The sequence below is a fragment of the Gemmatimonas sp. UBA7669 genome (assembly GCF_002483225.1).
In the GTDB taxonomy this organism is placed as follows: domain Bacteria; phylum Gemmatimonadota; class Gemmatimonadetes; order Gemmatimonadales; family Gemmatimonadaceae; genus Gemmatimonas.
Map to the genome: position 1 here is coordinate 23,678 of NZ_DLHL01000019.1, position 23,688 is coordinate 47,365.

A 23,688-nucleotide genomic window follows, 5' to 3' on the forward strand; every position below is an offset into this window, starting at 1 on the left:
CTCACCGAGGAAATCGCACCCGTGCTCGGCGGTATTGCCGTGCACGAGAACCAGCTGCGGCTCATGCCACTGGTGTGGGCCATTACGCTGGGCGGCTGGGCGGCCACGGCGCTGCTGTATGCCTTGGGGCGCAGCAAGTGGGATTGGATTCGTCGCCGTCTGCCCCGCTGGCGGGCGGCTGGCACCGTGGCGCTGCGGGTGGTGGGCGCGCACCCGCTCAAGGCGTCATTCCTCGTGCGCTTTGCGTTCGGTCTGCGCATCATGCTGCCAGTGGCCTGTGGCGCGGCGCGGGTGCCCTGGTACGTCTATCTGCCGGTGTCGCTGCTGGGGTCGTTGGCCTGGACCGCGGTGTACATCGTACTTGGCATTGCTGCGGGCGAAGCCGCGGTGCAGGCCATCGGCCTGTTCGGCAAGTATGGCAAGGTGGTGGGCATCATTGCCGCGCTGGTCACGGCGCTGTTTGTGATCCGCTGGCAGCGCAAGCGCGCCGAGCGGAAGGCGGCCCGACGGGCGGCTCGGCGGGCGGGGCGCTGATCGCGCCCGGCCCTTCGCATTTCAATTCGCCAATTCCGCACGCGCCGCGTCGCGCAGCTCCTGCCAGGCCAGTGTGATATGCTCGCGGTCGCTGCGAATGTTGCCCACCGCCAGACGCAGCGTGTAACGACCATTCAGCTTCGTGTGTGACAGGTACACCCGCCCGCGTGCATTCACGCGCTCCATGATGCGGGCATTGTGCGCGGCCAGCGCCACTTCGTCCATGTCCGATGGTACGTGACGGAAACACACGAGGGAGAGCGTGACCGGCGCCGTGAGTTCCCATCCGCCCTCGAAGTGCACCATGCCGGCAAACTCGCGCGCGAGTTCGCAGTGGAAGCGAATGCGCTCGGCCAGGCCTTCGGCGCCGTAGGCGCGCAGCGTCATCCAGAGTTTGAGCGCACGAAAGCGACGGCCCAGCTGAATGCCGTAGTCCATGAGGTTCACGGCTTCGCTGCCGGTGCGTGTCACGAGATACTCGGGCAGCAGCGCAAAGGCCTGCTTGAGCACATCGGGATGCCGCGTGTACAGCACCGAGCAGTCCATGGGCGTGAACAGCCACTTGTGCGGATTGACGACAAACGAATCGGCGCCGTCCACGCCGTCCATGACATAGCGCAGCTCGGGCACGATGGCCGCCACACCGGCATAGGCCGCGTCCACATGGACCCAGCAGTCGTACTCGCGGGCCACCTGCACCACGGCCGCCACCGGGTCCACGCTGGTGGCACTGGTGGTGCCTACGCAGGGCACGACGGCCATGGGGCGATAGCCCTGCGCCACATCGGCGGCCATGGCGTCGCGCAGCGCGTCAGGCCGCATGCGCAGCATGTCGTCGGCGGGAATCTTGACCAGGTTGTGATGGCCCAGGCCAAGCGCAATGACGGCCTTGTCGATGGACGAGTGCGCGTGCTCGCTGCAGTACACCCGAAACCGCGGCAAGTCCGCACGACCCGCCATGCCCTCCGTGCGCACGCTGGGCGCGATGCGTTCGCGCGCGGCGGCCAGCGCGTAGAAGGTGCTCACACTGGCCGTATCCGTGATCTCGCCAAACCACGGCGCGCTGAGGCCCATGAGCTGACGCAGCCAGTCCAGCGTGACCTGCTCGAGCTCCGTGACGGCCGGACTGGTAATCCAGAGCATGCCGTTGGCATTGAGCCCCGCCGTGAGCAGCTCGGCCAGAATGCCGGGGTAGGCGCCCGAGTTGGCGAAGTAGGCAAAGAAGCCCGGATGATTCCAGTGCGTGATGCCAGGCAGCAGGGTCTGCTGCACGTCGGCCAGCATGGCGTCCAGTGACTCGCCGTGCGTGGGCGGCGCGGCAGGCAGCGCGCGCACAATGTCGCCTGGGGCCACCTGGCTGCGTACCGGGTGACGCTCCGGGTGCTCGAGGTAGTCGGCAATCCAGTCCACGGCCGCATGGGCCACGCGGCGGAAGTCGTCGGGGGCGAGGTCGCCGTGCAGCGGAACGGGTGGGGCGTCTGGGACGAAGCTCATGACCAGAACGTTACCCGGGTCGCGCGTTGCGGTGAATGCCCGCGCGGCGTAGCGTCAATGATGCCCACCACCCGCCGCGACTTCCTGCGTGATTCCGCCCTGCTCGGCGCTGCCGGCATGGCCCTGCCGTCCGACCTGCTCGCCGCCAGCCCGGGCGCTTCCGGAACATTGGCTTCTGTGGTTCCGGCTACTGCCGTTCCGGCTCCCGCTGTTGGCAGTTTCAGTCTCTCTGATCCTGCCGACGAATCCGCCTGGGCCAAGGTCGCCGCCATGTACCGCGTTACCGACAAGGTGACCAACATGGAGGCCGGCTACTGGGGGCTCATGGCGCAGCCCGTGCTGGCGCGCTACCACGAGCACATCGATCGCATGAATCGCGACAACTCGTACTTCGCGCGGCGCGAGTATCCGGCGCTGTTCCGCGGTGTGCGCGAAAAGGTGGCGGCGTTTGTGGGCGCCAAGCCCAGCGAGATTGCCCTCTCGCGTGGGGCCACCGAAGCGCTGCAGGCCCTCATTGGCCAGTACAATCGCGTGAAGGCCGGCGACACCATCATGTACGCCGACCTCGATTACAACGCCATGCAGTGGGCCATGAACGGCCTCGCGCAGCGCACGGGGGCCACTGTGGCCAGGCTCGACATTCCCGAGCCCGCGAGCCGCGAGAACATTCTGGCCGCCTACGATGCGGCGCTGCGCGCGAATCCACGCACGAAGCTGCTGCTGCTCACGCACTGCAACAACAAGACGGGCCTGCTGCTTCCGGTCAAGGATATCGTGGCGCTGGCGCGTCCGCGTGGTGTGGACGTGGTGGTGGATGCCGCCCATTCGTTCGGTCAGGTGCCGCTCACGGTGCAGGACCTGGACGCCGAGTTCATCGGGCTCAACCTGCACAAGTGGATTGGCGCGCCGGTGGGCGCGGGCGCCATGTACATCCGCGAGGGGCATCTCGACAAGATCGACCGCGCGCATGCCGACGAGTCGGCGCCGCTCACCAGCATCGATAGCCGGTTGCACACGGGCACCACCAACTTCGCGACGGTCATGACCATTCCCGACGCGATCGCCTTTCAGGAGTCCATTGGCCTCGCCAACAAGGCGGCGCGTGTACGCTACCTGCGCGACCGCTGGGTGAAGGCCGTGCGCAACGTGCCGGGTGTGGACGTGCTCACGCCTGACGATCCGCACCTGACCGGTGCCATCACGGCCTTCCGTCTGCACGGACGTGGCACGCGAGAAGCCAACAGCGGCATCGCGCGCACGCTGCATGACGAGTTCGGCGTGTTCACCTTCCAGCGTACGGGTCTCGCCAAGGGCGATTGTGTGCGCGTCACGCCCACGCTGTACAACTCGGCCGCCGACGCCGACAAGCTGGCGGCGGCCATTACCACGATTGCGGGGCGGGGGTAACGTTCCTCCGGTTCAGCGAAGCACGAATGCCACGATACACGAAGTCGGACGATCTGACCTGCACCAAAGGCAGGTAGTAAGACACCACCAATTGGTACCACGCCAGTCCATGACCATACTTGTAAGGTTAGTGCTTTCGAGCTTGCTGGCCGTCGCTGTTGGAGGCTGCGACGGCAAAGCGTCAGCGAGTTCCGAGGGCGATGTGCCGGCAGCATCTCTTGCGCTCCTTTGGGAGAAGGGCGATTCCGAGGTCAGCCCAGACCAGGATTTCGGGCGCATCGTCGATGCTGCCCTCGACGGAGAATTGAACGCATATGTCCTTGATGCTTCAACCAACAACATCCGGGTTTTCGACAAGGATGGGCGTTCGCTCCGCACATTGAGCAGAAGTGGCAGAGGGCCTGGCGAGTTGACCGAACCGGTGTCTTTGGTTCATGACGGCAAAGGCACGCTGTATGTGCTTGATCGCGTGAATGGGTTGGTGTCCATTCCAACCAGCAGCAGCAATGCAGTGCCTGGCAAGAGCGCACTGCTGCCGTTCGTTGGGTCAGATTTCTGCCTGTTGCGAGAGAATGCCATCGTATTCGGCAGTCACAACGGACATCCGCTTCACGAGGTGACGTTTTCGGGAAGCATCGTCCGATCGTTTGGCGACTTTGATGGTCCGACGGAGTATCCGCAACACGTTCCGGCACTCAATAGCAAAGGGAAGGTGGCCTGCTTCCCCGAGCTGGACGTGGTTCTCACCGTTCCTCAGCTATTTCCAGTCGTCCGCGCATACCGGCTTGCAGACGGGGCGCCTCTTTGGGCCGACTCCGTTCGGGGCGTTGTGCCGTGGGGCGTCGTGGTAAACCCACAGTTCTATTCAACCGGGCAGCACCGGGATGGATCCGATGAACCGATTGTACTTCGTCCACTTGGGTCAGAGCAGGCAGTCTTGCAGTACCGGCGATCTCATCAGATTGACAGTGCCGTTGCCACCTGCGTGATCACGGTTCGAACAGGAGGCTGCCTGGCCGTCAGAGACTCTACACCTCGGCTGGTCGCTGCTCGAGATGGACTGGTACTATCGTTTACCCATGGCGACTACCACAAAGTGGCGCTCTACAGGCGGAGGTCGGCCAACTGGACAGTTGAACCGTAAGAGTCAGGCCGGCCGCCGCCCAAATCACGATCGCGGGTGGTAGATCGTAGGTCCCATCTGCAGATCAGTCGTCACAATTCAATCCGCACATCCCATGACATACAATTTGTTGACGATCGGGATCATCGCACTGAGCCTGATCGCCTGCGCCACGCCCGCTGCGGATAAATCAGAGTCTGCGCGCAACGAGCCTGCTGCACCGCGTGAGGTCGTTCTCGACAGTCTGGCCACGCTGGATTTCGATTCACTCGGCTTGGTGTCCGAGATCCCGAGTCATTTGACGGAAGCCCGCACCGGCGAGATCGTGCTGTTTGACGGTCAGCAGCAGCGGATCACAGTGGTCGACTCGACCGGTAGGCTGCTTCAGGCATTCGGATCAGGCGGGCAAGGGCCGGGGCAATTTCTCAATGCAGAGAGCGTGTTCTCCCTACCCGGCGACACGCTCATGATTTTCGATCGCCAGCGACAGGTGGGCTATCTCTATCACCAATTCCAACTGACAGAGGACCGACTCGACTTTCGCGATTGGGGATTCTCTTCCGGTACGGACCTCCGCATGGTAGGGCGCCTGGGAGATGGGAGTTGGGTTGCGTTGCAGCGCGCCCAATTGGACTTCACCCTACTGGGTGCACGCGCCATCGAGGACACAGTACGCTTGCTGGCTGGTACGCCCGGCGCGCCGCCTCGCGAACTTGCCCTTGCCGGTATCCGCCGATTCGTGGATGTCGGCACGACTGCGATCAGCAGCCGAATTCAGCTCGATGATCTTTCGCCGGCCAGCGGGATGATCTGCGAGCAAGGGGTGGTGCTGGCGGATTCGGCCGGTGTGCGCTACCTGCGTGCCGACGGCACGCTGGCCTCACAGCATACGCACCCCTTCAGGCGAATACCTATCGAGCGACTTGGAGGCGCAGAAGGCATCGTCCAGCGCGTTACCAGCAGCAGTTTCGACGTACAGGGGCCGGCAATGGAGGCGGCGCGTCGAATACTCCGGGGATGGGCCGAATCCGTGGACTCCGCCATGAATCCGATTCACCTGGATGGCCGGGGTTCTGTCTGGTACTCGATCCCAGGGGATCCGTCCGCAGGCGCAGAGGGCCTTGCGTATGCGCGTGTTACAGGTGGGTCGATCGATTCGCTTCAACTGCGAGCGCCTGCCCTTACCAAGGTCGGCAAGCGGTACCTGATGAGCATGATGTTCGACAAGGAGCGAGAGACCTTTGTGTATCCCCTGTTTCGCATACCGCAGTCTGACGTGACGGGCGACGTGCAGCTCGGTTGGTGCTACAACCCGTTCCCGTGGTGACCATGCGACGCTCCAACGTTGGCGCCTCACGGGTCCTGTGGCTCGTGGGTATAGCGACCGTTCTTCGCTCAGCGTCACCGGCCCTTGCACAGGAAATCAGTCGTTCTCCGGCACTTGTCTTCGATCGAGTCGGACACGTGCGCGAACTCCCGGATGGCACGCTCCTGGTGACAGAATCGCTGGCACGCCTTCTGTACGCCGTGAATCGGCAAGGCGTTCGCAAACAGATTGGTCGCACTGGCGACGGGCCGGCGGAGTATCGGTCACCTGGTTGGTTGATCGGGCTGGATAGTCTTTCTTCCGTCTTGATTGACAACAACAATCGTCGCTGGTCATACCTGCAGCAGACCACTTTCTCACCCACCCCCGAGGCACTGCGGGAACTGAGCCTTCGTGTGCAGGGCGTGCTCGGTGGCGTATCGCTGGGCGGCCGGGCACTCGATGTTCGAGGGCACGGGCCGCTGGCACGATTGCCGTTCCCGAACCCAAATCGTGCCCATCCGGTCTCGCGTGACTCCGTCGCATTCGTATTGTACGAGGGCCGCGAAAGGGCAGATACGATCGCGCTTGGTTTGACGCATCGATTCGGCGCGGCTGTGAAGCGCCTGAACATCAAAGGGGTGCCGGACCAATACAACGCCATGCATCCACTCGCCACCTTTGACCAGGCAGTGCTCTTTGCCGATGGCACCGTGGCATTGGCACGCGTAAAACCCTACCGGGTGGACTGGCGACGTGCGAACGGTGCTTGGATTGTCGGTAAGGCTGTCGGCGATGCAACGCCAGCTGTCACGGCCAACATGCGACGTGAACTCTCGCGCGCGGTATCGACCTACGGGGACGAAATCCCGGTGTTCGATGCCTCGGACTTCCCGATATGGCCTGATCGCGTTCCTCCCTTCACCTCGCACAGCGTGCACGCCGGGCCTGACGGCCGTGCCTATGTGGTGCGAACCTGGATAGGAGGCACAACACCACGCCAGGTGGATGTGTTCGATCGCCAGCGCGGTCGAGTGGGCTCGCTGAGCATGCCGCCCGGGGCGCGACTGGTGGGCATTGGTCAGCGGGCGCTGTTTGTGGCCCGTCCGCTCGAGACAGGAGAGGAGGAACTCCTGCGTGTGTCTATTCCGCCGTTTGGGCGGTAGGCGCAGCAAACCCACAACTCAAAACTTGCACTCAAAGCGCACAGCTCACCGAATGGCCGGTCAGCTGTGCGCTTTGAGTGCAAGTCATGAGTGCTCAGTCGAACCAACCCAAGACTCGACACCCAAACACAGAACCCGGAACTGATCAGTTCCGGGTTTTGTGTACACGTTCCGAGTCGTGAGCCTTCACGCGTCCTACTGGGCCCGCTTCGGCACTCCTCCCACCAACAACTCCAGCGCTGCGTTGGCCATGGCCCGCACGCCCACGGGCATCGCGTTGTCATCGGCCTGGAACAGCGGCGAGTGATTGCTCGCCACCCCCATCAAATCCACGCTCGGCGGTGTCACGCTCAGGTTGAAGAAAAATCCCGGCGCCACGTTGGCAAAACGCGAGAAGTCTTCGCCCGCCATGCTCTGGGTCTTGCTCTCGAAGGCCTTGCCCGCGCTCACGCGCTGCAGCACCGGCGCCAGTCGCCCCACCAGCGCGGCATCATTGATGGTGCTGCCGTAACCCAGCGTCACACTCACATCGGCGGTGGCGCCATGCGCGGCCGCGATATGCTGCGCAATTTCCTTCATGCGCACACCCACCTTTTCGCGCGCCTTGGCATCGAAGGTGCGAATGGTGCCGATCATCCACACCGAGTCGGGAATGATGTTCTCGCGCAGTCCGCCGTGAATGGCGCCCACCGTGAGCACTGCGGGGCCCTGCGTGAGATCGAGTGAGCGCGACACTACCGTCTGCAACGCCGTTACGATTTCCGCGCTCACCACGATGGGGTCGACGCCATTGGACGGAAACGCCCCGTGCGTCTGCTTGCCATGCACCACAATGCGCCACGCGTCGCTGGCCGCGGAGATGGCACCCGAACGCCAGCTCAGTGTGCCAAGCGGACCCGGGCCCACGTGCAAGCCCAGCACCGCGTCCACGCCCTGCATGACGCCGGCCTCGATCATGGGCTGCGCGCCGCCGCGCGGCGGCACTTCCTCGGCCGGCTGAAAGAGAAACTTGACCGTGCCCGGCAACTGCGCGCGCATGCCGGCAAACACCTCGGCCACACCCATCAGCATGGCCGTGTGCAGGTCGTGTCCGCAGGCGTGCATGACGCCCGTCTCCACGCCGTTGTACACCGTGCGCACGGTACTCTTGTACGGCACGTCCACCAGCTCGGTCACCGGCAGCGCGTCCATGTCGGCGCGCATGGCAATGGTGGGCCCGGGCTTGCCGCCCTTGAGCACGGCCACCACACCCGGAATGCCGCCCACGTTCTCCTGCACGTCGAGGCCGAGGCTCTTGAGATGCGCGGCAACCAGGGCGGCGGTGCGCTTCTCCTGGTAGCCGAGCTCCGGGTGCTGGTGGATGTCATGGCGCCAGGCGGTGAGCTTGGACGCAATGGCGGCGGTGCGGCGGTCGATCTCGGTGGTGAGTGACGACTGGGCCGCGGCGGGGGCCGCGCTCAGGAGCAGAGCGGCAAAAAGGCCGAGTGGACGCATGGTGTTCGCCATGGGGAGCAAAGACGAAGGTTCGAATCAAGACGAACTCAGAACCCAGGAACTTGAACTCAAAGCTCAAAGCTTCCGGAACCTGCGGTCTTGCGAAGTGAATCCGCCGGTTCGGTCAGCTTTGCGCTTTGAGTTCAAGTATTGAGTGTTGAGTTTGGTGGCTGGCTGCAAGACCTCAGTTGTCCCCACGCGGCTTGGCTTCTGCCGGGCGCACGGTCGGGTACTCGATCCCGAGCTGCTCCAGGTAGGTTTTGAACTTCGTCGGATCGTAGTAGAACTTCTGCAACTGCGGCTTGTACTTCGCCATGATGTCGGCGTTGAGCCAGATGGGCGGTTGGTCGCCGGGCCGGATGAACGGCTGGTACTTCACGTTCTTTGTCTGCACATCGCGGAAGTACGTCCACGCGTCGGCCACCACCTTGGGCTGCAGGAAGATGTCGAGCATGGTGAGCGCCTGCACCTTGGCGCCGGCCAGCGCGCCCTTGTGCGCAATGGGTGTGGCCATGGAAATCGCGTTGGCCCAGTTGTGGCCCGGCAGACCCGGAATGTTGCTCGGGAAGCGCAGCGTGATGGTGGGCATGTTCCACGACACGTCGCCAATGTCGTCGGAGCCGCCGCCCATCCAGTTCTGCGGCGTCTCGGCGCCACGCAGTTCCTTGTTCACCTGCATCTGCAGACCGAAGTCGGGCGAACCCAGTTCCTTCTGGATGCCTTTGGCCAGCGTCTGGTCCTTGTCATCCCAGGCCGGCATGCCCACCGTCTGCACGTTCTTGTGCATGGCTTCGGCAATGGGCTTGCTGAAGTGCGCCGACCAGCCCGAGCCCAGAATCATGACCGTGTCGAGCTTGGTGTCGGTCATCATCGCGGCGCCTTCGGCAATCTTCTTGCCCGTCTCGAACAGCGCCATGGTGCGCGGATAGTCCTGCTCGCGGAAGTAGAACCAGATGCTCGCCGTGCTGGGTACCACGTTGGGCTGGTCGCCGCCGTCCTTGATGACATAGTGCGAGCGCTGCTGCAGGCGCAGGTGTTCGCGCCGGTATTCCCAGCCCTGCGCCATGAGCATGACGGCATCGAGCGCCGACTGCCCGCGCCACGGCGCGCCGGCTGCATGGGCGCTCGATCCGCGGAAACGGAACTCGGCCGAGATCAGTGCACTCTGGCCGCTCGCGCCCCACGACACGCCCAGATCGTTGCCCACGTGCGTGAACAGCGTGACGTCGGTGTTCTTGAAAATGCCATCGCGCACCAGAAACGCCTTGCCGGCCATCTGCTCTTCGGCAATGCCGGGCCAGAGCATGATGCTGCCGTTGATCTTGTCGCGCTGCATGAGCTGCTTGACCACAATCGCGGCCACCACGTTCACCGCCTGGCCCGAATTGTGTCCTTCCCCATGCCCGGGGCCTCCGGACACCATGGGGTCGCGGTAGCCCACGCCCGGCTTGTTGCTGGCCTGTGGGATGCCGTCCACGTCGGAGCCCAGAGATATCTCCGGCTTGCCCGTGCCGTAGCTCCAGCGCGCCGTCCATGCGGTGGGAATGCCGGCCACGCCGCGCTCGATCTTGAAGCCTTCCTTCTCGAGCAGGCCGGTCAGGTACTTCTGGGACTCCCACTCCTGAAAGCCCAGCTCCTGAAAGGAGAAGAGCATGTCCACGATTTCCTGCACCTGCTTGGCGCGGCCCTCCACCAACTTGAGCGCCTCCGCCTTCAGTCCCTCGAGGCGCGGGTCGGCTGAGGTGACGGCGGCTTGCGCTTGCAGCGCTCCGGTTGACAACGGGGCCAGCGGCGCGAGGCCGGCGAGAGCCGCTGCAGCGGCCAGGGGACGGGTCCAGCGGAACATGAGCGGGGCAGATGGCACGGCGGGTCTCCTGAAACGAATGGCCGGGGCGGGGGTCCAACTGCCCGAAGTTACGTTTGGGAGGGAGAAACCGCTCGTCCTGACCCACCGTAGGTCTTCAAGTCGGTGTTTCTGTCCGCTCGTCGTCTGCACCCTTCTGGCCGGATCATGCGTTCCTTCGCTGCCTGCACGCCGTCGTTGGCGTTTGCCCTGCTACTGCCGCTCACCCTGTCCGCCCAGGGACAGAACCCGCCGCGCAGCGGACGCGATACCACGGCACGACCGCGCTCGGGCCCTGATACCTTGCTCCGCCAGTATCGCGAGCCCATTCGTGACGCAGTCCGCGAGGCGCGCAACATCACGCGCCGCGGTCTACGTGGAGACAGCGCCACGCTGGCAGCGCTCAACGCTGAAGCCTCCGCCTCGGCATTCTCCAACGCCGAGGCCCGCGCCGTGTTCGAGCGCGCCCGCGCCGCACGGGAACAGCAGGACAGTGCACTCAAGTCGTATCGCGCCACCACCACGCAGCGGGTATCGCTGTCCATGGGCCCGCGCCGCCTCGGTGTGCAGAAGCTGCTGTTTCAGGGCGACAATGTGGCCGACATCTCCTGGCGTCGCGATGTGGGCGTGCGGGTGAGGCCGCAGGGTTCACGCATGACCATCCCCATGGCGTCTGACGTGAACGGAGACTTTGTCGCGGCCGTCAGCGTCCCGTACTTCCCCGGCCGCGAGCAGCTCTGGTTCCCCTCGTCGGACTTTGGTGTCGTCAAGACGGATGTCGACGACCGCGACATCATCCATCCGCTCGCGCGTGGCGCCGAGCGCTGGTATCGCTACGATCTGGGCGATTCGGCGCGCATCACGCTGCCCGACGGGCAGATCATTCGCCTGCAGGAGCTGCGCATCGCGGGCCGCAAGCCCGACTGGCGCACCTTCGTGGGCAGCTTCTGGTTTGATCGCGAGCGCGGGCAGCTCGTGCGGGCCGCGTATCGCCTGTCCACTGAGATCGACATCTGGTCCACCGCGCTCGAAGAGATCGAGAAGGACGAAGAGGAGTTGAAGGTGCTCGGTCCGCTGCAGGACAGTATTCTGCGGGCGCGTCTGCCGCGTGATGTCTATGTGCGCGACAGTGCCCAGCGGGTGCGCCAGCGTGCCAATGATGCTGAGGACAAGCCGGGCACGTTCGTCACCTCGCTCATTCGCCCCATGAAGGCGCGCCTCGACGGCATCACGGTGGAGTACGCACTCTACAAAGGCCGTTTCTGGCTGCCGCGTGCGCACAGTGCCACCGCCAGCGCCGATGTGATGTTCATGCACATTCCCTTCCGCATGGACGAGAAGTTCACCTACGAAGACGTGGACGGTGACTTCTTCCTGGCGGCGGTGCCCAAGGCGCGTGATCGCTGGGCGCCGCGCGACAGCACGGACAAGGACTCCGTCGTCGTGGAGTCAACAGGGAGCGACGTGCAGGTGTCGGTGAACGTCGGCGGCACCTCGGAGAAGGGCGTCGCTCGCCGCGATTCGGTGCAGGAGCGGCGCTATGGACGCGGCAAGGTCACCCAGTGCCGCAACGACAGCACCTGGACGCGTGTCGAGGAGCGCTACGATCGCGCGCTGCGCATTGCCTACGATTTGCCCTGCGACATGGAGACGTTGGCCAAGTCACCCGCACTGCCACCATCGTCGGCCACGGCCGATGACATTTTCGACCTGCCGAGTCAGGACGAACTGCTCAAGGCTCTCGACCTGGGTTTGCAGGTGCCCTGGGGCCCGCAGTTGCCCAAGCTCCGGAGTGGCTCCGACTTGTTCCGCTACAATCGCGTCGAAGGTCTTTCGGCCGGTCTGCAGGTCACGCAGGAGTTGGGCGCCGGATACACGGCGCGCGGTGTGGCGCGCATCGGTCACGCCGATCTGCACGCCAACGGCGAGTTGCATTTGCTGCGCAGCAACGGCGCGCGCACGGTGGGCTTCGGCGTCTTTCATCGCTTGTCCGCTGCCAACCCCGAGTGGGCCGGTGCCCTCTCCATCGGTCCGTCGTTGCCCGCGCTGCTGTATGGCCGCGATGAAGGCTTCTACTACCGCAACTTTGGCGTCGAACTGACGGAGCGCCGTGAGCAGCGGCGCGGTGCGCTCGAAGGTCGGCTGTTTCTCGAGCGCCAATGGACCGCCGGAGACAGCGACGTGGTGAACACGTTCTCGCTCGCGCGTGCCTTCGGTGACCGACGCTTTGCGCCAAACATACTGGCCGAGCCGGGCTCGTACGCCGGCGCGCAGGTCACCTGGTCACGCACGCTGGTCGATCGTCCGGGTGGCCTGCGCTGGCTCAACATCACGCGAGTGGAAGGGGCCACGGGCACCTTCGAGTACGCACGCGGCTCGGTGGAGAGCACCCTCTCGCGCCAGTTCGGCGGCTGGGCCGCAGCTGTCACCGGCTCCGCGGGCAGCTCCGCCGGGCGCTTGCCGTTCCAGCGTGAGTGGTACGTGGGTGGTCTGCGCACCGTGCGCGGCCAACTGCCTGGCACGCAGAATGGCGACGCGTTCTGGTTTGGCCGCGCGGAATTCGGACGCGGACGTGGCGCATTCCGTCCGGTCGCCTTCTTTGACGCTGGCTGGGCCGGGCGACGTGAAGCCTTTGGCCAAGGCACCACGCAGAAGGGCGCGGGCTTCGGCTTCGGTGTGCTCGATGGGTTGCTGCGTCTCGACATCGCGCGGGGCTTGTTCCCGAACAAGGGATGGCGCACGGACATCTATCTTGGCGCGCCGCTCTGATCTGATGGGGTGAACGGGGGCTCACGAAGAGCCCTTCTAGCGGACTCACGCGTCCGGACGGAGATTGCTGGCGACCCGTCACGCTGGAGGGCGCCTTGCCCCTCGAGTTCGTCTATGCCGCCGCGTTGGCGATGCTGCTCACGCAACTACGGCAAAACGCACCGATCGCCGAAATCCTCACGAGTGTTCAGCGCCTCTGCGCGCTGGCGCGTGTTGGCAGTGTCCGTCTCACGCGAGACCTCTTCGCGGAGCATCCACACGAAGGGGTAGCCGAGGCGGTGGCGGTGCTGCATGACGCGATGGCCGGCCTGGATCTCGCGCGCATCGATATCGACTCCACCACGACCGACACGGAGTTCATCAAGCTGGGCGGGCTGCTCAATCTCGAGCACGATCCCAGTGGCGAGGCGCTCCGTGAAGCGGCGCGTGACCTGGGGCTCTGGAACATCCGTCTCTGGTTTGAGGGCGACAATGTGCCGACCGGCGGTGTGCCGGTGTCTGCCGCGCAGACCCGCAACGACTCCGCCGCCGACGTCGCGGCACGTGGCGCCGCGGCGCGCGGTGCGGCTGTGGCAGCGGTAGAATCGGGCGAGCTCGAAGACGCACTGGCGAGACAGGACGCGCGCGCAACCTGCCGCATTCTGTACGATGCGATGCATACCTCGGCCTTTGCCACCGGGGCCACCCGCGAAGCGCTGCATCTGGTGGTCGAGGCGCTGGTTACGGAGCAGGCGGAGCTCAACACCGTGCAGGCGGTGTTGGAACATGCGCGCGAGACGGGTGCACGCACCGTGTTCACGCACCTCATGGCGGCACCCGATGTGCACGAACGGCGTCTGTTGTTCGATGTGGCCGCGGCCTTGCCGGACATCGTGCCCGTCGCGCGCGAGCACATCAGCAACGGCACCTGGTACGTGGTGCGCAATGCGGCGGCCTTGCTGGGCGAGTCCAAGCAACCGGCGGCCGTGGACGATCTCACACGGCTGCTCAAGCACAGTGACGCCCGAGTGCGCATGGCCGCTGTGGTGGCACTCGGAAAGATCGGCGGGCAAACGGCCATGACCCGCCTCGAGTCGGTGCTGTTTGATCCGTCGGTGGATGTGCGCAACCGCGCGCTGTCCATCGTGTTTTCGGCGCCAGATAGCGATGCGGCAGCGACCACGCGTGTCTCAGTGAATGAAGAGGAGTTGACCCTCGAGTACCAACTGGAAGTGATCGCCGCGCTCGCCCACGTGCAGACGACCCGTGCGCGGAACCGACTTGCTGAGCTGGCCAGACAGGACAGCCACGCGCTCGATGTGCTGCAGGTGCGCTTGGCCGCCATCGGCGCGCTGTGCACCGGCCATCGTCCCGCGGCCGATGTGGTACTCGGCAGCCTGCGCGACGACCCCAGTGCCATCGTACGAGAACGGGTACAGGCCGCGTTGGGCTGAGGACGTTCAGCGAAAAGCCTTCAGCGTTCAAACCCTATGCGCGGTTTGACTGTCAGACTCTCCGACCCGAGGTCTGCCACGGTTTTCGCTCATTCCGCGCGTCCCCATGAATCATTTCACGCTCGCCTTGCGCATGCTGCGCAAGACTCCGTTCGTCACGGCGGTTGCCGTGGCATCGTTGGCCCTTGGCATCGGCGCCAACGCCGCGATTTACTCGATTTTTGATCAGTTGCTCTTGCAACAATTGCCAGTCAGCGCGCCGCAGGAACTGGTGAACTTCTCAGCACCTGGTCCCAAGCCTGGCAGCACCAGTTGCAATCAGGCCGGTAGCTGTGACGATGTGTTCAGCTACGCCATGTACCGTGATCTCGAACGCCTGCAGACCGGCTTCTCGGGCATCGCGGGACATGTGCAATTCGGCGGGAATCTCGCCGTGGATGGCGAGGCCATGACGGTGGACGGCATGTACGTCACCGGGTCGTACTTCGGTGTGCTGGGTCTGGCGCCCGCGCTGGGCCGCGTCATCCAGCCGGCCGACGACGAACCGGTGGGCACACACTTCGTGGCCGTGCTGAGTCACGACTTCTGGCAGAATCGTTTTGGCGGCGACCGCAGCGTGGTTGGCAAGTCGGTCATGGTGAATGGTCGTTCGCTCTCCGTGGTGGGTGTGGCACCGGCCGGGTTCCGTGGTACGACGCTGGGCGCGGAGCCCGACCTCTTCGTGCCCATGAGCGTGCGCTGGCCCATGTCCACGCTCACCAACCCGTACGACGATCGTCGCTCCTATTGGATGTATGTGTTCGGTCGTCTCAAGCCGGGCCTGAGCATGGAGCAGGCAGGCACGCAACTCAACAGCGTGTATCGCAATCTGCTGGCCGAGGTCGAGGCGCCGCTCCAGCAGGGCATGAGCGACGCCACCATGAAGCTCTTTCGCGCCAAGCAGGTGGAACTCAGCAACGGTGCGCGTGGGCAGACCAGCATCCACCGCGAAGCCCGCACGCCCATTCTGTTGCTCTTCTCCATTACCGGCACCGTGCTGCTGATTGCCTGCGCGAACATCGCCAATCTGCTGTTGGCGCGCGGTGCGGGCCGGGCCACCGAAATGGGCGTGCGGCTCGCGCTGGGCGCCACGCGCGCGCAGTTGCTGCGGCAGTTGCTCACCGAATCTCTGGTGCTGGCCGTACTCGGTGGACTGGCCAGCCTGCTGGTGGCGGTGTGGACGCTCAAGGCCATCGCCGGCTTCATGCCGCCCGAGGCACTGCGCACCATCAACTTCTCGCTGCAGCCCTCCATGGTGCTGTTCTCCGGTTTGGTGGCGCTGGGCACCGGTCTGGTGTTCGGCCTCTTTCCGGCCTTGCACAGCACCCGCGATGATCTCATCACCGTCATTCGTGCGGGTGCCGGGCAGATTGCCGGCGGTGCGGTGGCCTCGCGTTTTCGCACGGTGCTGGTCACAGCGCAAATCGCGCTCTCCATGGCCCTGCTCATTTCCGCCGGCCTCTTTCTCAAGAGCCTCGTGAACGTGAGTCGTACCGATTTGGGCTTGAGTACCGAACAGATTGCCACCTTCCGTATCTCGCCCATGCGCAGCGGCTACGACAGCACACGAGCCACCGTGCTGTACGAGCAGGTGGAGCAGGAGCTCGCCGCCATGCCGGGCGTCACGGGCGTGTCGAACGCGGTGGTGGCCATCCTCAATGGCAACAATTGGGGTACCGATGTGCGCGTGCAGGGCTACGACTGCGGGCCCGATGTCGACTGCAACAGCCGCTACAACGTGGTCGGCACGAAGTTCCTCGACGTGCTCGGCATGCAGTTGCTGGGCGGACGCGAGTTCACCGACAGCGATCGCCTGGGCGGCGCACGCGTGGCCATGGTCAACGAAGCCTTCGTGCGCAAGTTCAACCTGGGCAAGGACGTGATCGGCAAGTTCATGTCCCGCAATGGCAACGACACGCTCAATATCCAGATCGTCGGTCTCGTGAAGGACGCGGCCTACAGCGAAGTGAAGGACGAAATTCCTCCGCTCTTCTTCACGCCCTGGCGCCAGGAAGCGCGCACGAGTGCGCTCACCTTCTACGTGCGCACCACGCAGCGCCCGGAAGACGTGCTGCAGTCGGTCCAGACGCTGCTGCGCCGCATGGCGCCCACCGTCCCGGTGGAAGATCTCAAAACGTTGCCGCAGCAGGTCAAGGAGAATGTGTTCCTCGATCGCATGATCAGCACCATGGCTTCGGCGTTTGCGGTCCTGGCCACCCTGCTGGCGGCGGTGGGTCTCTACGGCGTGCTGGCCTACTCCGTCACCCAACGCACGCGCGAGATCGGTGTGCGCATGGCACTTGGCGCCGACGCCGCGCGCGTGCGTGGTCTCGTGATGCGGCAGATGGCACTCATGACACTCATCGGTTCGATCATCGGTATCGTCGCCGCCTTTGGACTGGGCCGCGCGGCCCAGTCCCAGCTGTATCAGCTCGAGGGACATGACCCCGTGGTCTTCAGCGCCGCGGTACTGGTGCTCGCGCTCGTCGCGTTCGGGGCCGCCTGGTTGCCGGCGCGCCGCGCCTCGCAGGTGCATCCGATGCAGGCCCTGCGCTACGACTGACGCCATCTCGCACTACTACCCGTATCTGTTCTCATGGATATCGTCCGCACTCCCCAAAAGTCCTACAAGAAACCGGCACTCATCGCCGGTGGCGTGACGCTGCTGGCCGCCGTTACGCTCGCGCTGACACGGCTCGACCCCGCCATGCCCACGGTGGACCGCGCCACCGTGCTCATTGACACCGTGCAGCGCGGCGATGTCGTGCGCGAGGTGCGCGGGCCCGGCACGCTGGTCCCAGAACAAATTCGCTGGATCACGGCGCAGGCCTCGGCGCGCGTGGAGCGTCTGCATGTGGAGTCAGGGCAAAAGGTGGGCAGCGGCGAACTGCTGCTCGAATTGTCGAATCCCGATCTGCAGATCCAGACCATGCAGGCCGAACAGCAGGTGCGGCAGGCTGAGATCGATCTCATCAACCTGCGCACCAATCTTCGCAGTGCCATCCTCACGCAGGAGGGCACGGTGGCCTCCACCCGCACGCAGTGGGTGAGCAGTACGCAGGAAGCGCGTGCCGCCGACTCGCTCGTGCGACTTGGTCTCGTGCCTGCCTTCGAGGCCGCCAATCGCAAGGCCTCGGCGGAAGAGTTCACCACCCGCCTGCGTGTCGAGCAGGAACGTCTCGCGCTCATGCGCGCCGCGATCGACTCGCAGATTGCCGTACAGGCTTCGCGCGTGACGCAACTGGCGGCCATCGCGCAGAATCAGCAGGCGCGACTGCGCTCGCTGCAGGTGCGCGCGCCGGATGGCGGGGTGCTGCAGGAACTCACGCTGCAGCTGGGACAGTGGGTGCCCGAGGGCACCGCGCTGGCCAAGGTGGTGCAACCCGGCCGGCTCAAGGCCGTGCTGCGCATTCCCGAGTCGCAGGCCAAGGACGTGCAGCTCGGTCAGACCGCCTCGGTGGATACGCGCAATGGCCTCGTAACGGGACGTGTCATCCGAAAGGATCCGTCTGCGCAGGGTGGCTCGGTCACCATCGATGTGGCGCTCGAGGGCCCACTGCCAGCCGGCGCCGTGCCGGATCTCAGCGTGGATGGCACCATCGTCATCGACAAGCTCAGCAACGTGCTGTATGCCGGACGCCCGGCGCTCAGCGTGGGCAGTGGCAACGCTGCGCTCTTCAAACTCGAGGCCGACGGCCGTACGGCCGTGCGCGTACCGGTCGTGCTCGGGCGCAGTTCGGTCAACACCATCGAGATCGTGAACGGTCTCAGCCAAGGCGATCGCATCATCCTGTCCGATCTCGGCAGCAACGCCAACGCCGAACGCATCCGCATCAAGTAACGGCCCCGTCTTCCCATCACCCGGAGCTCTTCCAACATGTCAGCTGCTGCCGAACCGCTCATTCACATGCAGGGCATTCGCAAGGTCTTCCTCACCGACGAGGTGGAGACGCATGCTTTGCAAGATGTGCACTTTGCCATTGCGAAAGGTGAGTACGTGGCCATTGCGGGTCCGTCAGGCTGCGGCAAGACGACACTGCTGTCCATCCTCGGCCTGCTCGATACGCCAACCGACGGCGAGTATCGTATTGCCGGCACCTCGGTGGCGCGGCTTGCGGCGGTCGACCGCGCGCGTGTTCGCAATCGCGAGATCGGCTTCATCTTCCAGGCCTTCAACCTGATTGGCGACCTCACGGTGTGGGAGAACGTGGAGCTGCCCCTCACCTACCGCGAGATGGACGCGGCAGAGCGGAAGGCTCGCGTGCAACAGGCGCTCGAGAAGGTGGGCATGACGCACCGCGCGAAGCACTATCCGCCGCAGCTGTCGGGCGGTCAGCAGCAGCGTGTGGCGGTGGCCCGTGCGGTGGCGGGTGACCCGGCCATTCTTCTGGCCGACGAGCCCACCGGCAATCTGGACTCGCGCAATGGCGAGGCCGTCATGCAGTTGCTGCAGGAACTGCACGCGGCCGGGTCCACGATCTGCATGGTCACGCACGACGCGCGCTACGCGCAGCATGCGCAGCGCACGGTCCACCTGTTTGACGGGCGGGTGGTGGAGACGCCCGTCCCCGACCGGGAACTGGCCATGGCGTGAGGAGTTGCGCTGCCGTCAGGCCAGCGCCGACTCCGTAACGAGCGGCACACCGACCTGGCGCAGTTGCAACCAGCTGCGCACCGCATCGCGTGGGATGGCGCGCGCGAAGAGATAGCCCTGACCGTCATGGCAACCCATGGCGGCCAGGGCGTCTCGTTGGGCGAGCTGTTCCACGCCTTCCGCCACGGTGCGCAGGCCGAGTGTGTTGCCCAGCGCAATGATGGTGCGGGCCAGGGCGGCATCAGAGCCACCCAGCGACACGCCCTCCACGAACGCCCGGTCGATCTTGAGCACGTCCACTGGGAAACGCTGCAGGTAGCTCAGGCTCGAGTAGCCGGTGCCGAAGTCATCGATGGCCAGCTGTACACCCAGAGTCTTGAGGGCTGACAGTGTGGCCAGCGACGACTCGGTGTCGCGCATGATGACACTCTCGGTAATCTCGAGCGTGAGGGCCGATGGTGGGGCGCCGGTGCGTTGCAGAATGCGCGCCACCCCGTCCACGAATCCCGGCTCCCCAAGTTGTCGACCGGAAATGTTCACCGAGACGCTCGGTGCCCCATCGGCGTTCCGCCGTTGGCCCCACCACAGGGTGCGCAGTGCCACCAGTTCACGGCAGGCTTCCTCCAGCACCCACTGGCCCAGCGCGACGATCACCCCCGTGTCCTCGGCCACTGGCACGAAGTCGAGCGGTGAGATGCGTCCGCGGGTGGGGTGCGACCAGCGCAGCAGCGCTTCCAGGCTGCGCACCGCGCCGGTCTGCAAACTCACGATCGGCTGAAAGGCCAGCTCCAATCCGTAGGCCGCCGGATTGGACACGGCAGCGCGCAGATCACGCACCAGCGCCATGCGTTCGACGATGGCTTCGAACATCGCCGGCTGAAAGATCGCGTGACGAGCCTTGCCGGCGTCCTTGGCCTCGTACATGGCTACGTCAGCGTTGCGCAGCACCGTATCCACATCGTCGCCGGGCGTCGGCAGCGCCACACCAATGCTGGCCGAGACGTTCACGACCCGGCGCTCCAGTTCAATGGTTGGACGCAAGGCCGCGCGCAGGCGCTCCACCACCTCCATGACTTCCGCATCGCTGGCAATCTGTTCGACCAGAATGGCAAACTCGTCGCCCCCAAACCGTGCCACGGTATCGTGCAGACGCACCACGCTGCGCAGTCGGTCGGCGACGGTGCGAAGCAGCGCATCGCCAGCCTCATGCCCCAGGCTGTCGTTGATACCCTTGAAATCATCGAGGTCGAGAAACAACACGGCCAGCCGCCGTGATCGGTCACGGCTCTGCAGCAGCAGCGCATGCTCAAGCCGGTCGCGGAACAGCGCGCGATTGGCCAGGCCCGTCATGGCATCGTGGAAAGCCTCATGTACGAGCCGGGCCTCGAGTTCCTTGCGCTCGGTGATGTCGCGCAGCACGGTCTGCACCGCGGGCTCCCCCTCGAAACTCAAACGCACGGCCACCGACTCCACTTCACGCACCGTTCCGTCGAATCGGATCAGTCGGTACTGCATGCGCGCTGGGCCTGTTTGTGACAGGCGTCGCACGACCGGCAGATCCTCAGGGCGCACGAAGTCGGCCGTTCGTCGGCCCGTGAGCGTGTCACCGTCCGGCGCGCCAATGAGTCGGGCGGCCGCGGCATTCACGTACTGCAGGTAGCCGTTGCGATGCACGGCGATGGCTTCGGGCGACTGTTCCACCAACAGTCGATATCGCGCTTCGCTTTCCTGCAGCGCGCGCTGCCGCATCTCGAGCCGACTGCGCAGCGCTTCTTCGGCCGCCAACGTCGCCAGCATCGACGCCTGTCTTGCCATGGCAAACCACGCCGCCAGACCGGAAATGATCGCACCAAAGGCAATGGTGATGCTGTGCGATTCCCAAATGGTCAAGCCGGGAAAGATGGCCGACTTCGTGGCCTCGTACACAAAGAAGAGCATGGCCCCGCCGAGCACGGCCAGCACGGTGGCGCGCCATCGGCGCCCGACAGGCAGGGTGACGGCGCGCATGGAATCGGAGTGACTGTGCAAGGGAAAGCGGGTAAGGCCATCGGCGTTCGGCGACGCGCAAGCTGTGCGCGTCTCGCCAGCAAGTGTCGACGGTCATGACGTGACTCCGCAGTGCATCGGGCCTGCCGTTACGTAACGGCTTGGTGACACCCCCTGCGGTACGCCGTTACCAAATGGCCTCGACCGAAGTAGCATTCCCGCCATGCAGGATGAGCCGACACGATCGCCCACCACCACGGCCGATGTGCTGGGGTGGCAGACCAATTACCGCATTGCCCTGGCTCTCCTGGCCGGTGCGGTGACGGTGGGACTGCGCACGCTCGGCTCTCTCAATCTTTCGCCGGTGGCCGACCGGGTGGTGGGCACCGAGCTTGCCGAGTGGTTTCTCGGTCTGGTGCCTGTGGGGTATGCGTTGCTCGTCATTGGCATTCGGGCCTGGGTACAGCGCCAGCGGGCAGCGGGCCAGACGCTCTCCACGCTAATGGCCGTGGCCGACCTGGCCGTGGTGTTCTGGCTGGTGTTTCTGCTGGCGCGCGTGGAGCAGTATCACTTGGGGCTGCTGCTGGCGCTGTTCTCGCTGCAGCTCACGCATGTCTACTTCGGTCGCGCGCCGGCGCTGCTCACCCTCGTGGCCACCGCCACGGCGTATCTGCTGCTGAACGACCTGGCAGATAGACACGGAGCAACGGTGGTGTGGGGCGAGGTGTTCATCACCCTGGCCGTGTTTGGTGTGGGCGCCCTGCTGGTCACGCGCGTACAAAGCCATTTGCATGAGCGACTCGGCACGCTGGTTCAGATTTTCGAGCGCGCGCAGGAGGGCGACTTCAGCGGCAGCTACGATGTGTCAGCCGACGCGCGGCCCGATGCCATCACCGCCGTAGGGCGCGCGTACAATCGCATGCGCACCGAGCTGGCCAGCATCGTGCTCACCGACCCGCTGTCGGGATGCTTCAACCGGCGCGGCTTTGAACAGCAGTACCGCCGCGAGTTGGCGCGAGCGGCGCGTACACAAACGCCGCTCGCCCTGCTGGCCATTGATCTCGATCACTTCAAGCAGGTCAACGACACCCACGGGCATCTGGTGGGTGATCAGGTCATTGCCGGGGTGGGCGAGCTCCTGCGGGCCAGCGCGCGTCAGGATGACGTCGTGGCGCGCACGGGCGGCGAGGAGTTCACCATTCTCGCCCCCAACACGGGCATGGACGGCGCGCTGCAACTGGCGCAGCGTGTGGTGGAAGCCTTTCGCCGCCGCAGCTTTGGTGAGCCCACGGCACGCATTCCGGTCACCGTGAGCATTGGCGTGGCATCCGATGCGGTGCGCGACGACGGCATGGGCGAAGCGCTCCGCGCCCGCGCCGACGAGGCGCTCTACGCCGCCAAGCGCATGGGCCGCGACCGTGTCATCACCTGGTCGCCCGATCCGGCACGCGCAGCGTTCCCTCGCTGATCACCACCGTCGCCCCGCCCACACGCACCGCCGTGAGCGCGCCCTGCACCTTGTCCGCCTCGATGACGAGACGACTGGGGCGACCCATTTCGAGGCCCTGCGCCACCTGCCAGCGCAGCGTCCCGTCGCGGGGCGTGCGTGCGGCCAGATAGCCCGCGAGGTTGGCGTTGGCGGAGCCGGTGGCCGGGTCTTCCGGCACCGTGCTGCCCGGCACGAAGACCCGCGCCCGGATGTCGCAGCCCTGCACATGCGCCGGCCAGTTCGATTGATCGTCGTCCTGCGCCATGGCAAAGATCATGGGCCACGCGGCCCAGGTGTTGCCCAGGACGCGGCGCCAGGCGGCCATGTCGAGCTGCGCACGTGCCACCGCTGCCGTGCTGCGCAGCGGCATGAGCAGAAAGGGCAGGCCACAGCTCACACCTGCCGGGGCATGTGCGCCACCAACAAAATCATCAGGCGAGAGCGACAGGATGGAGGCCAGCGCTTCGAGGTCCGTGACTTCCACGCGCTCCTCGGGCAATTGCGCCGTGGTGAGCTGACCCTGCACGGGTACGCCGTGATCGAGCGTGATACGCACTGGTACCGGCCCCACGTTCTCGCCGAGCACCACGGTCATCTCGCCGCGCGCCACCTCGTCCGCAGTAGGTGACACGTCACCGCTGGCCACCAGCACATGCGCGGTGCCGATAGTGGGGTGGCCGGCAAACGGCACTTCCATCTCCGGCGTGAAGATGCGCACGCGACGCGTGGTGCCGGGCGTCTCGGGCGCGAACACGAACGTCGACTCCGCGTAGTTGAACTCGCGGGTGATGGCCTGCAGCGTCTCGGTGGGCAGTCCGTCGGCGCCGAACACCACCGCGAGCTGATTGCCGGTGAACGGCTCGGTGGTGAAGACGTCGGCGGTGAGGTAGCGGAGGGTGGGCATGTGAATGGAGTTCGAGTTGACACAGGGAACCCACCACCCGGTACGCAAACTCAAAACCCGAAACTGATCAGTTCCGGGTCTTGAGTTCAGGTATCGGGTCGTGAGTC

General features: G+C 65.1%; 16 protein-coding genes. 11 read left to right on the plus strand and 5 right to left on the minus strand.

The window, feature by feature from the left end:
- A partial coding sequence (locus B2747_RS06310; protein ID WP_291158008.1) for a DedA family protein occupies positions 1–534 on the plus strand: 534 nt, incomplete at its 5' end.
- Between the two features lie 21 nt (positions 535–555).
- On the opposite strand, the gene B2747_RS06315 is transcribed toward B2747_RS06310, so the two are convergent.
- The gene (locus tag B2747_RS06315) at positions 556–2,028 is read right to left on the minus strand and encodes a pyridoxal phosphate-dependent decarboxylase family protein (RefSeq protein ID WP_291158010.1); all 1,473 of its coding nucleotides are present in this window, start codon (positions 2,026–2,028) and stop codon (positions 556–558) included.
- Between the two features lie 57 nt (positions 2,029–2,085).
- Between B2747_RS06315 and B2747_RS06320 the strand changes: the two genes are divergently transcribed.
- The 4 genes from B2747_RS06320 to B2747_RS06335 all read left to right on the plus strand — a co-directional run bounded on the left by B2747_RS06320 (position 2,086) and on the right by B2747_RS06335 (position 7,030).
- Positions 2,086–3,435 carry an aminotransferase class V-fold PLP-dependent enzyme gene (locus B2747_RS06320; protein WP_291158012.1) on the plus strand — a complete coding sequence of 450 codons (1,350 nt, stop codon included), beginning with the start codon at positions 2,086–2,088 and terminating at the stop codon, positions 3,433–3,435.
- A 142-nt stretch (positions 3,436–3,577) separates the two neighbouring features.
- The gene (locus B2747_RS06325; RefSeq protein WP_291158014.1) at positions 3,578–4,579 is read left to right on the plus strand and encodes a 6-bladed beta-propeller; all 1,002 of its coding nucleotides are present in this window, start codon (positions 3,578–3,580) and stop codon (positions 4,577–4,579) included.
- Positions 4,580–4,673: 94 nt separating this feature from the next.
- On the plus strand, positions 4,674–5,885 hold the full coding sequence (locus tag B2747_RS06330; protein ID WP_291158017.1) for a hypothetical protein: 1,212 nt from the start codon (positions 4,674–4,676) through the stop codon (positions 5,883–5,885).
- A gap of 167 nt (positions 5,886–6,052) precedes the next feature.
- The gene (locus B2747_RS06335; protein ID WP_291158019.1) at positions 6,053–7,030 is read left to right on the plus strand and encodes a hypothetical protein; all 978 of its coding nucleotides are present in this window, start codon (positions 6,053–6,055) and stop codon (positions 7,028–7,030) included.
- Positions 7,031–7,225: 195 nt separating this feature from the next.
- On the opposite strand, the gene B2747_RS06340 is transcribed toward B2747_RS06335, so the two are convergent.
- Both B2747_RS06340 and B2747_RS06345 read right to left on the minus strand, forming a co-directional pair.
- Positions 7,226–8,536 carry a M20 metallopeptidase family protein gene (locus tag B2747_RS06340; protein WP_291158021.1) on the minus strand — a complete coding sequence of 437 codons (1,311 nt, stop codon included), beginning with the start codon at positions 8,534–8,536 and terminating at the stop codon, positions 7,226–7,228.
- Positions 8,537–8,708: 172 nt separating this feature from the next.
- A complete protein-coding gene (locus B2747_RS06345) occupies positions 8,709–10,370 on the minus strand; it encodes an amidohydrolase (protein WP_343125871.1) in 1,662 nt (553 codons plus the stop codon).
- A 165-nt stretch (positions 10,371–10,535) separates the two neighbouring features.
- On the opposite strand from B2747_RS06345, the gene B2747_RS06350 reads away from it, so the two are divergent.
- The 5 genes from B2747_RS06350 to B2747_RS06370 all read left to right on the plus strand — a co-directional run bounded on the left by B2747_RS06350 (position 10,536) and on the right by B2747_RS06370 (position 19,202).
- The gene (locus B2747_RS06350) at positions 10,536–13,136 is read left to right on the plus strand and encodes a hypothetical protein (protein WP_291158025.1); all 2,601 of its coding nucleotides are present in this window, start codon (positions 10,536–10,538) and stop codon (positions 13,134–13,136) included.
- 95 nt (positions 13,137–13,231) lie between these two features.
- A complete protein-coding gene (locus tag B2747_RS06355; RefSeq protein ID WP_291158029.1) occupies positions 13,232–14,569 on the plus strand; it encodes a HEAT repeat domain-containing protein in 1,338 nt (445 codons plus the stop codon).
- Between the two features lie 106 nt (positions 14,570–14,675).
- Positions 14,676–17,171: an ABC transporter permease gene (locus tag B2747_RS06360; protein ID WP_291158031.1), complete on the plus strand. Its 2,496-nt coding sequence runs from the start codon at positions 14,676–14,678 to the stop codon at positions 17,169–17,171.
- Between the two features lie 33 nt (positions 17,172–17,204).
- Entirely contained in the window at positions 17,205–18,449 is a 1,245-nt protein-coding gene (locus B2747_RS06365; RefSeq protein ID WP_291158034.1) for an efflux RND transporter periplasmic adaptor subunit, read from the plus strand.
- 36 nt (positions 18,450–18,485) lie between these two features.
- On the plus strand, positions 18,486–19,202 hold the full coding sequence (locus B2747_RS06370; protein WP_291158037.1) for an ABC transporter ATP-binding protein: 717 nt from the start codon (positions 18,486–18,488) through the stop codon (positions 19,200–19,202).
- Between the two features lie 15 nt (positions 19,203–19,217).
- Here the strand turns inward: B2747_RS06370 and B2747_RS06375 are convergent, their stop codons facing one another.
- On the minus strand, positions 19,218–21,230 hold the full coding sequence (locus tag B2747_RS06375; RefSeq protein WP_291158039.1) for a putative bifunctional diguanylate cyclase/phosphodiesterase: 2,013 nt from the start codon (positions 21,228–21,230) through the stop codon (positions 19,218–19,220).
- A 181-nt stretch (positions 21,231–21,411) separates the two neighbouring features.
- On the opposite strand from B2747_RS06375, the gene B2747_RS06380 reads away from it, so the two are divergent.
- A complete protein-coding gene (locus B2747_RS06380; RefSeq protein WP_291158042.1) occupies positions 21,412–22,656 on the plus strand; it encodes a GGDEF domain-containing protein in 1,245 nt (414 codons plus the stop codon).
- Here the strand turns inward: B2747_RS06380 and B2747_RS06385 are convergent.
- Positions 22,613–23,581: a PhzF family phenazine biosynthesis protein gene (locus tag B2747_RS06385; protein WP_291158045.1), complete on the minus strand. Its 969-nt coding sequence runs from the start codon at positions 23,579–23,581 to the stop codon at positions 22,613–22,615. The two genes, B2747_RS06380 and B2747_RS06385, sit on opposite strands and share 44 nt — an antisense overlap.
- Positions 23,582–23,688: the final 107 nt, after the last annotated feature.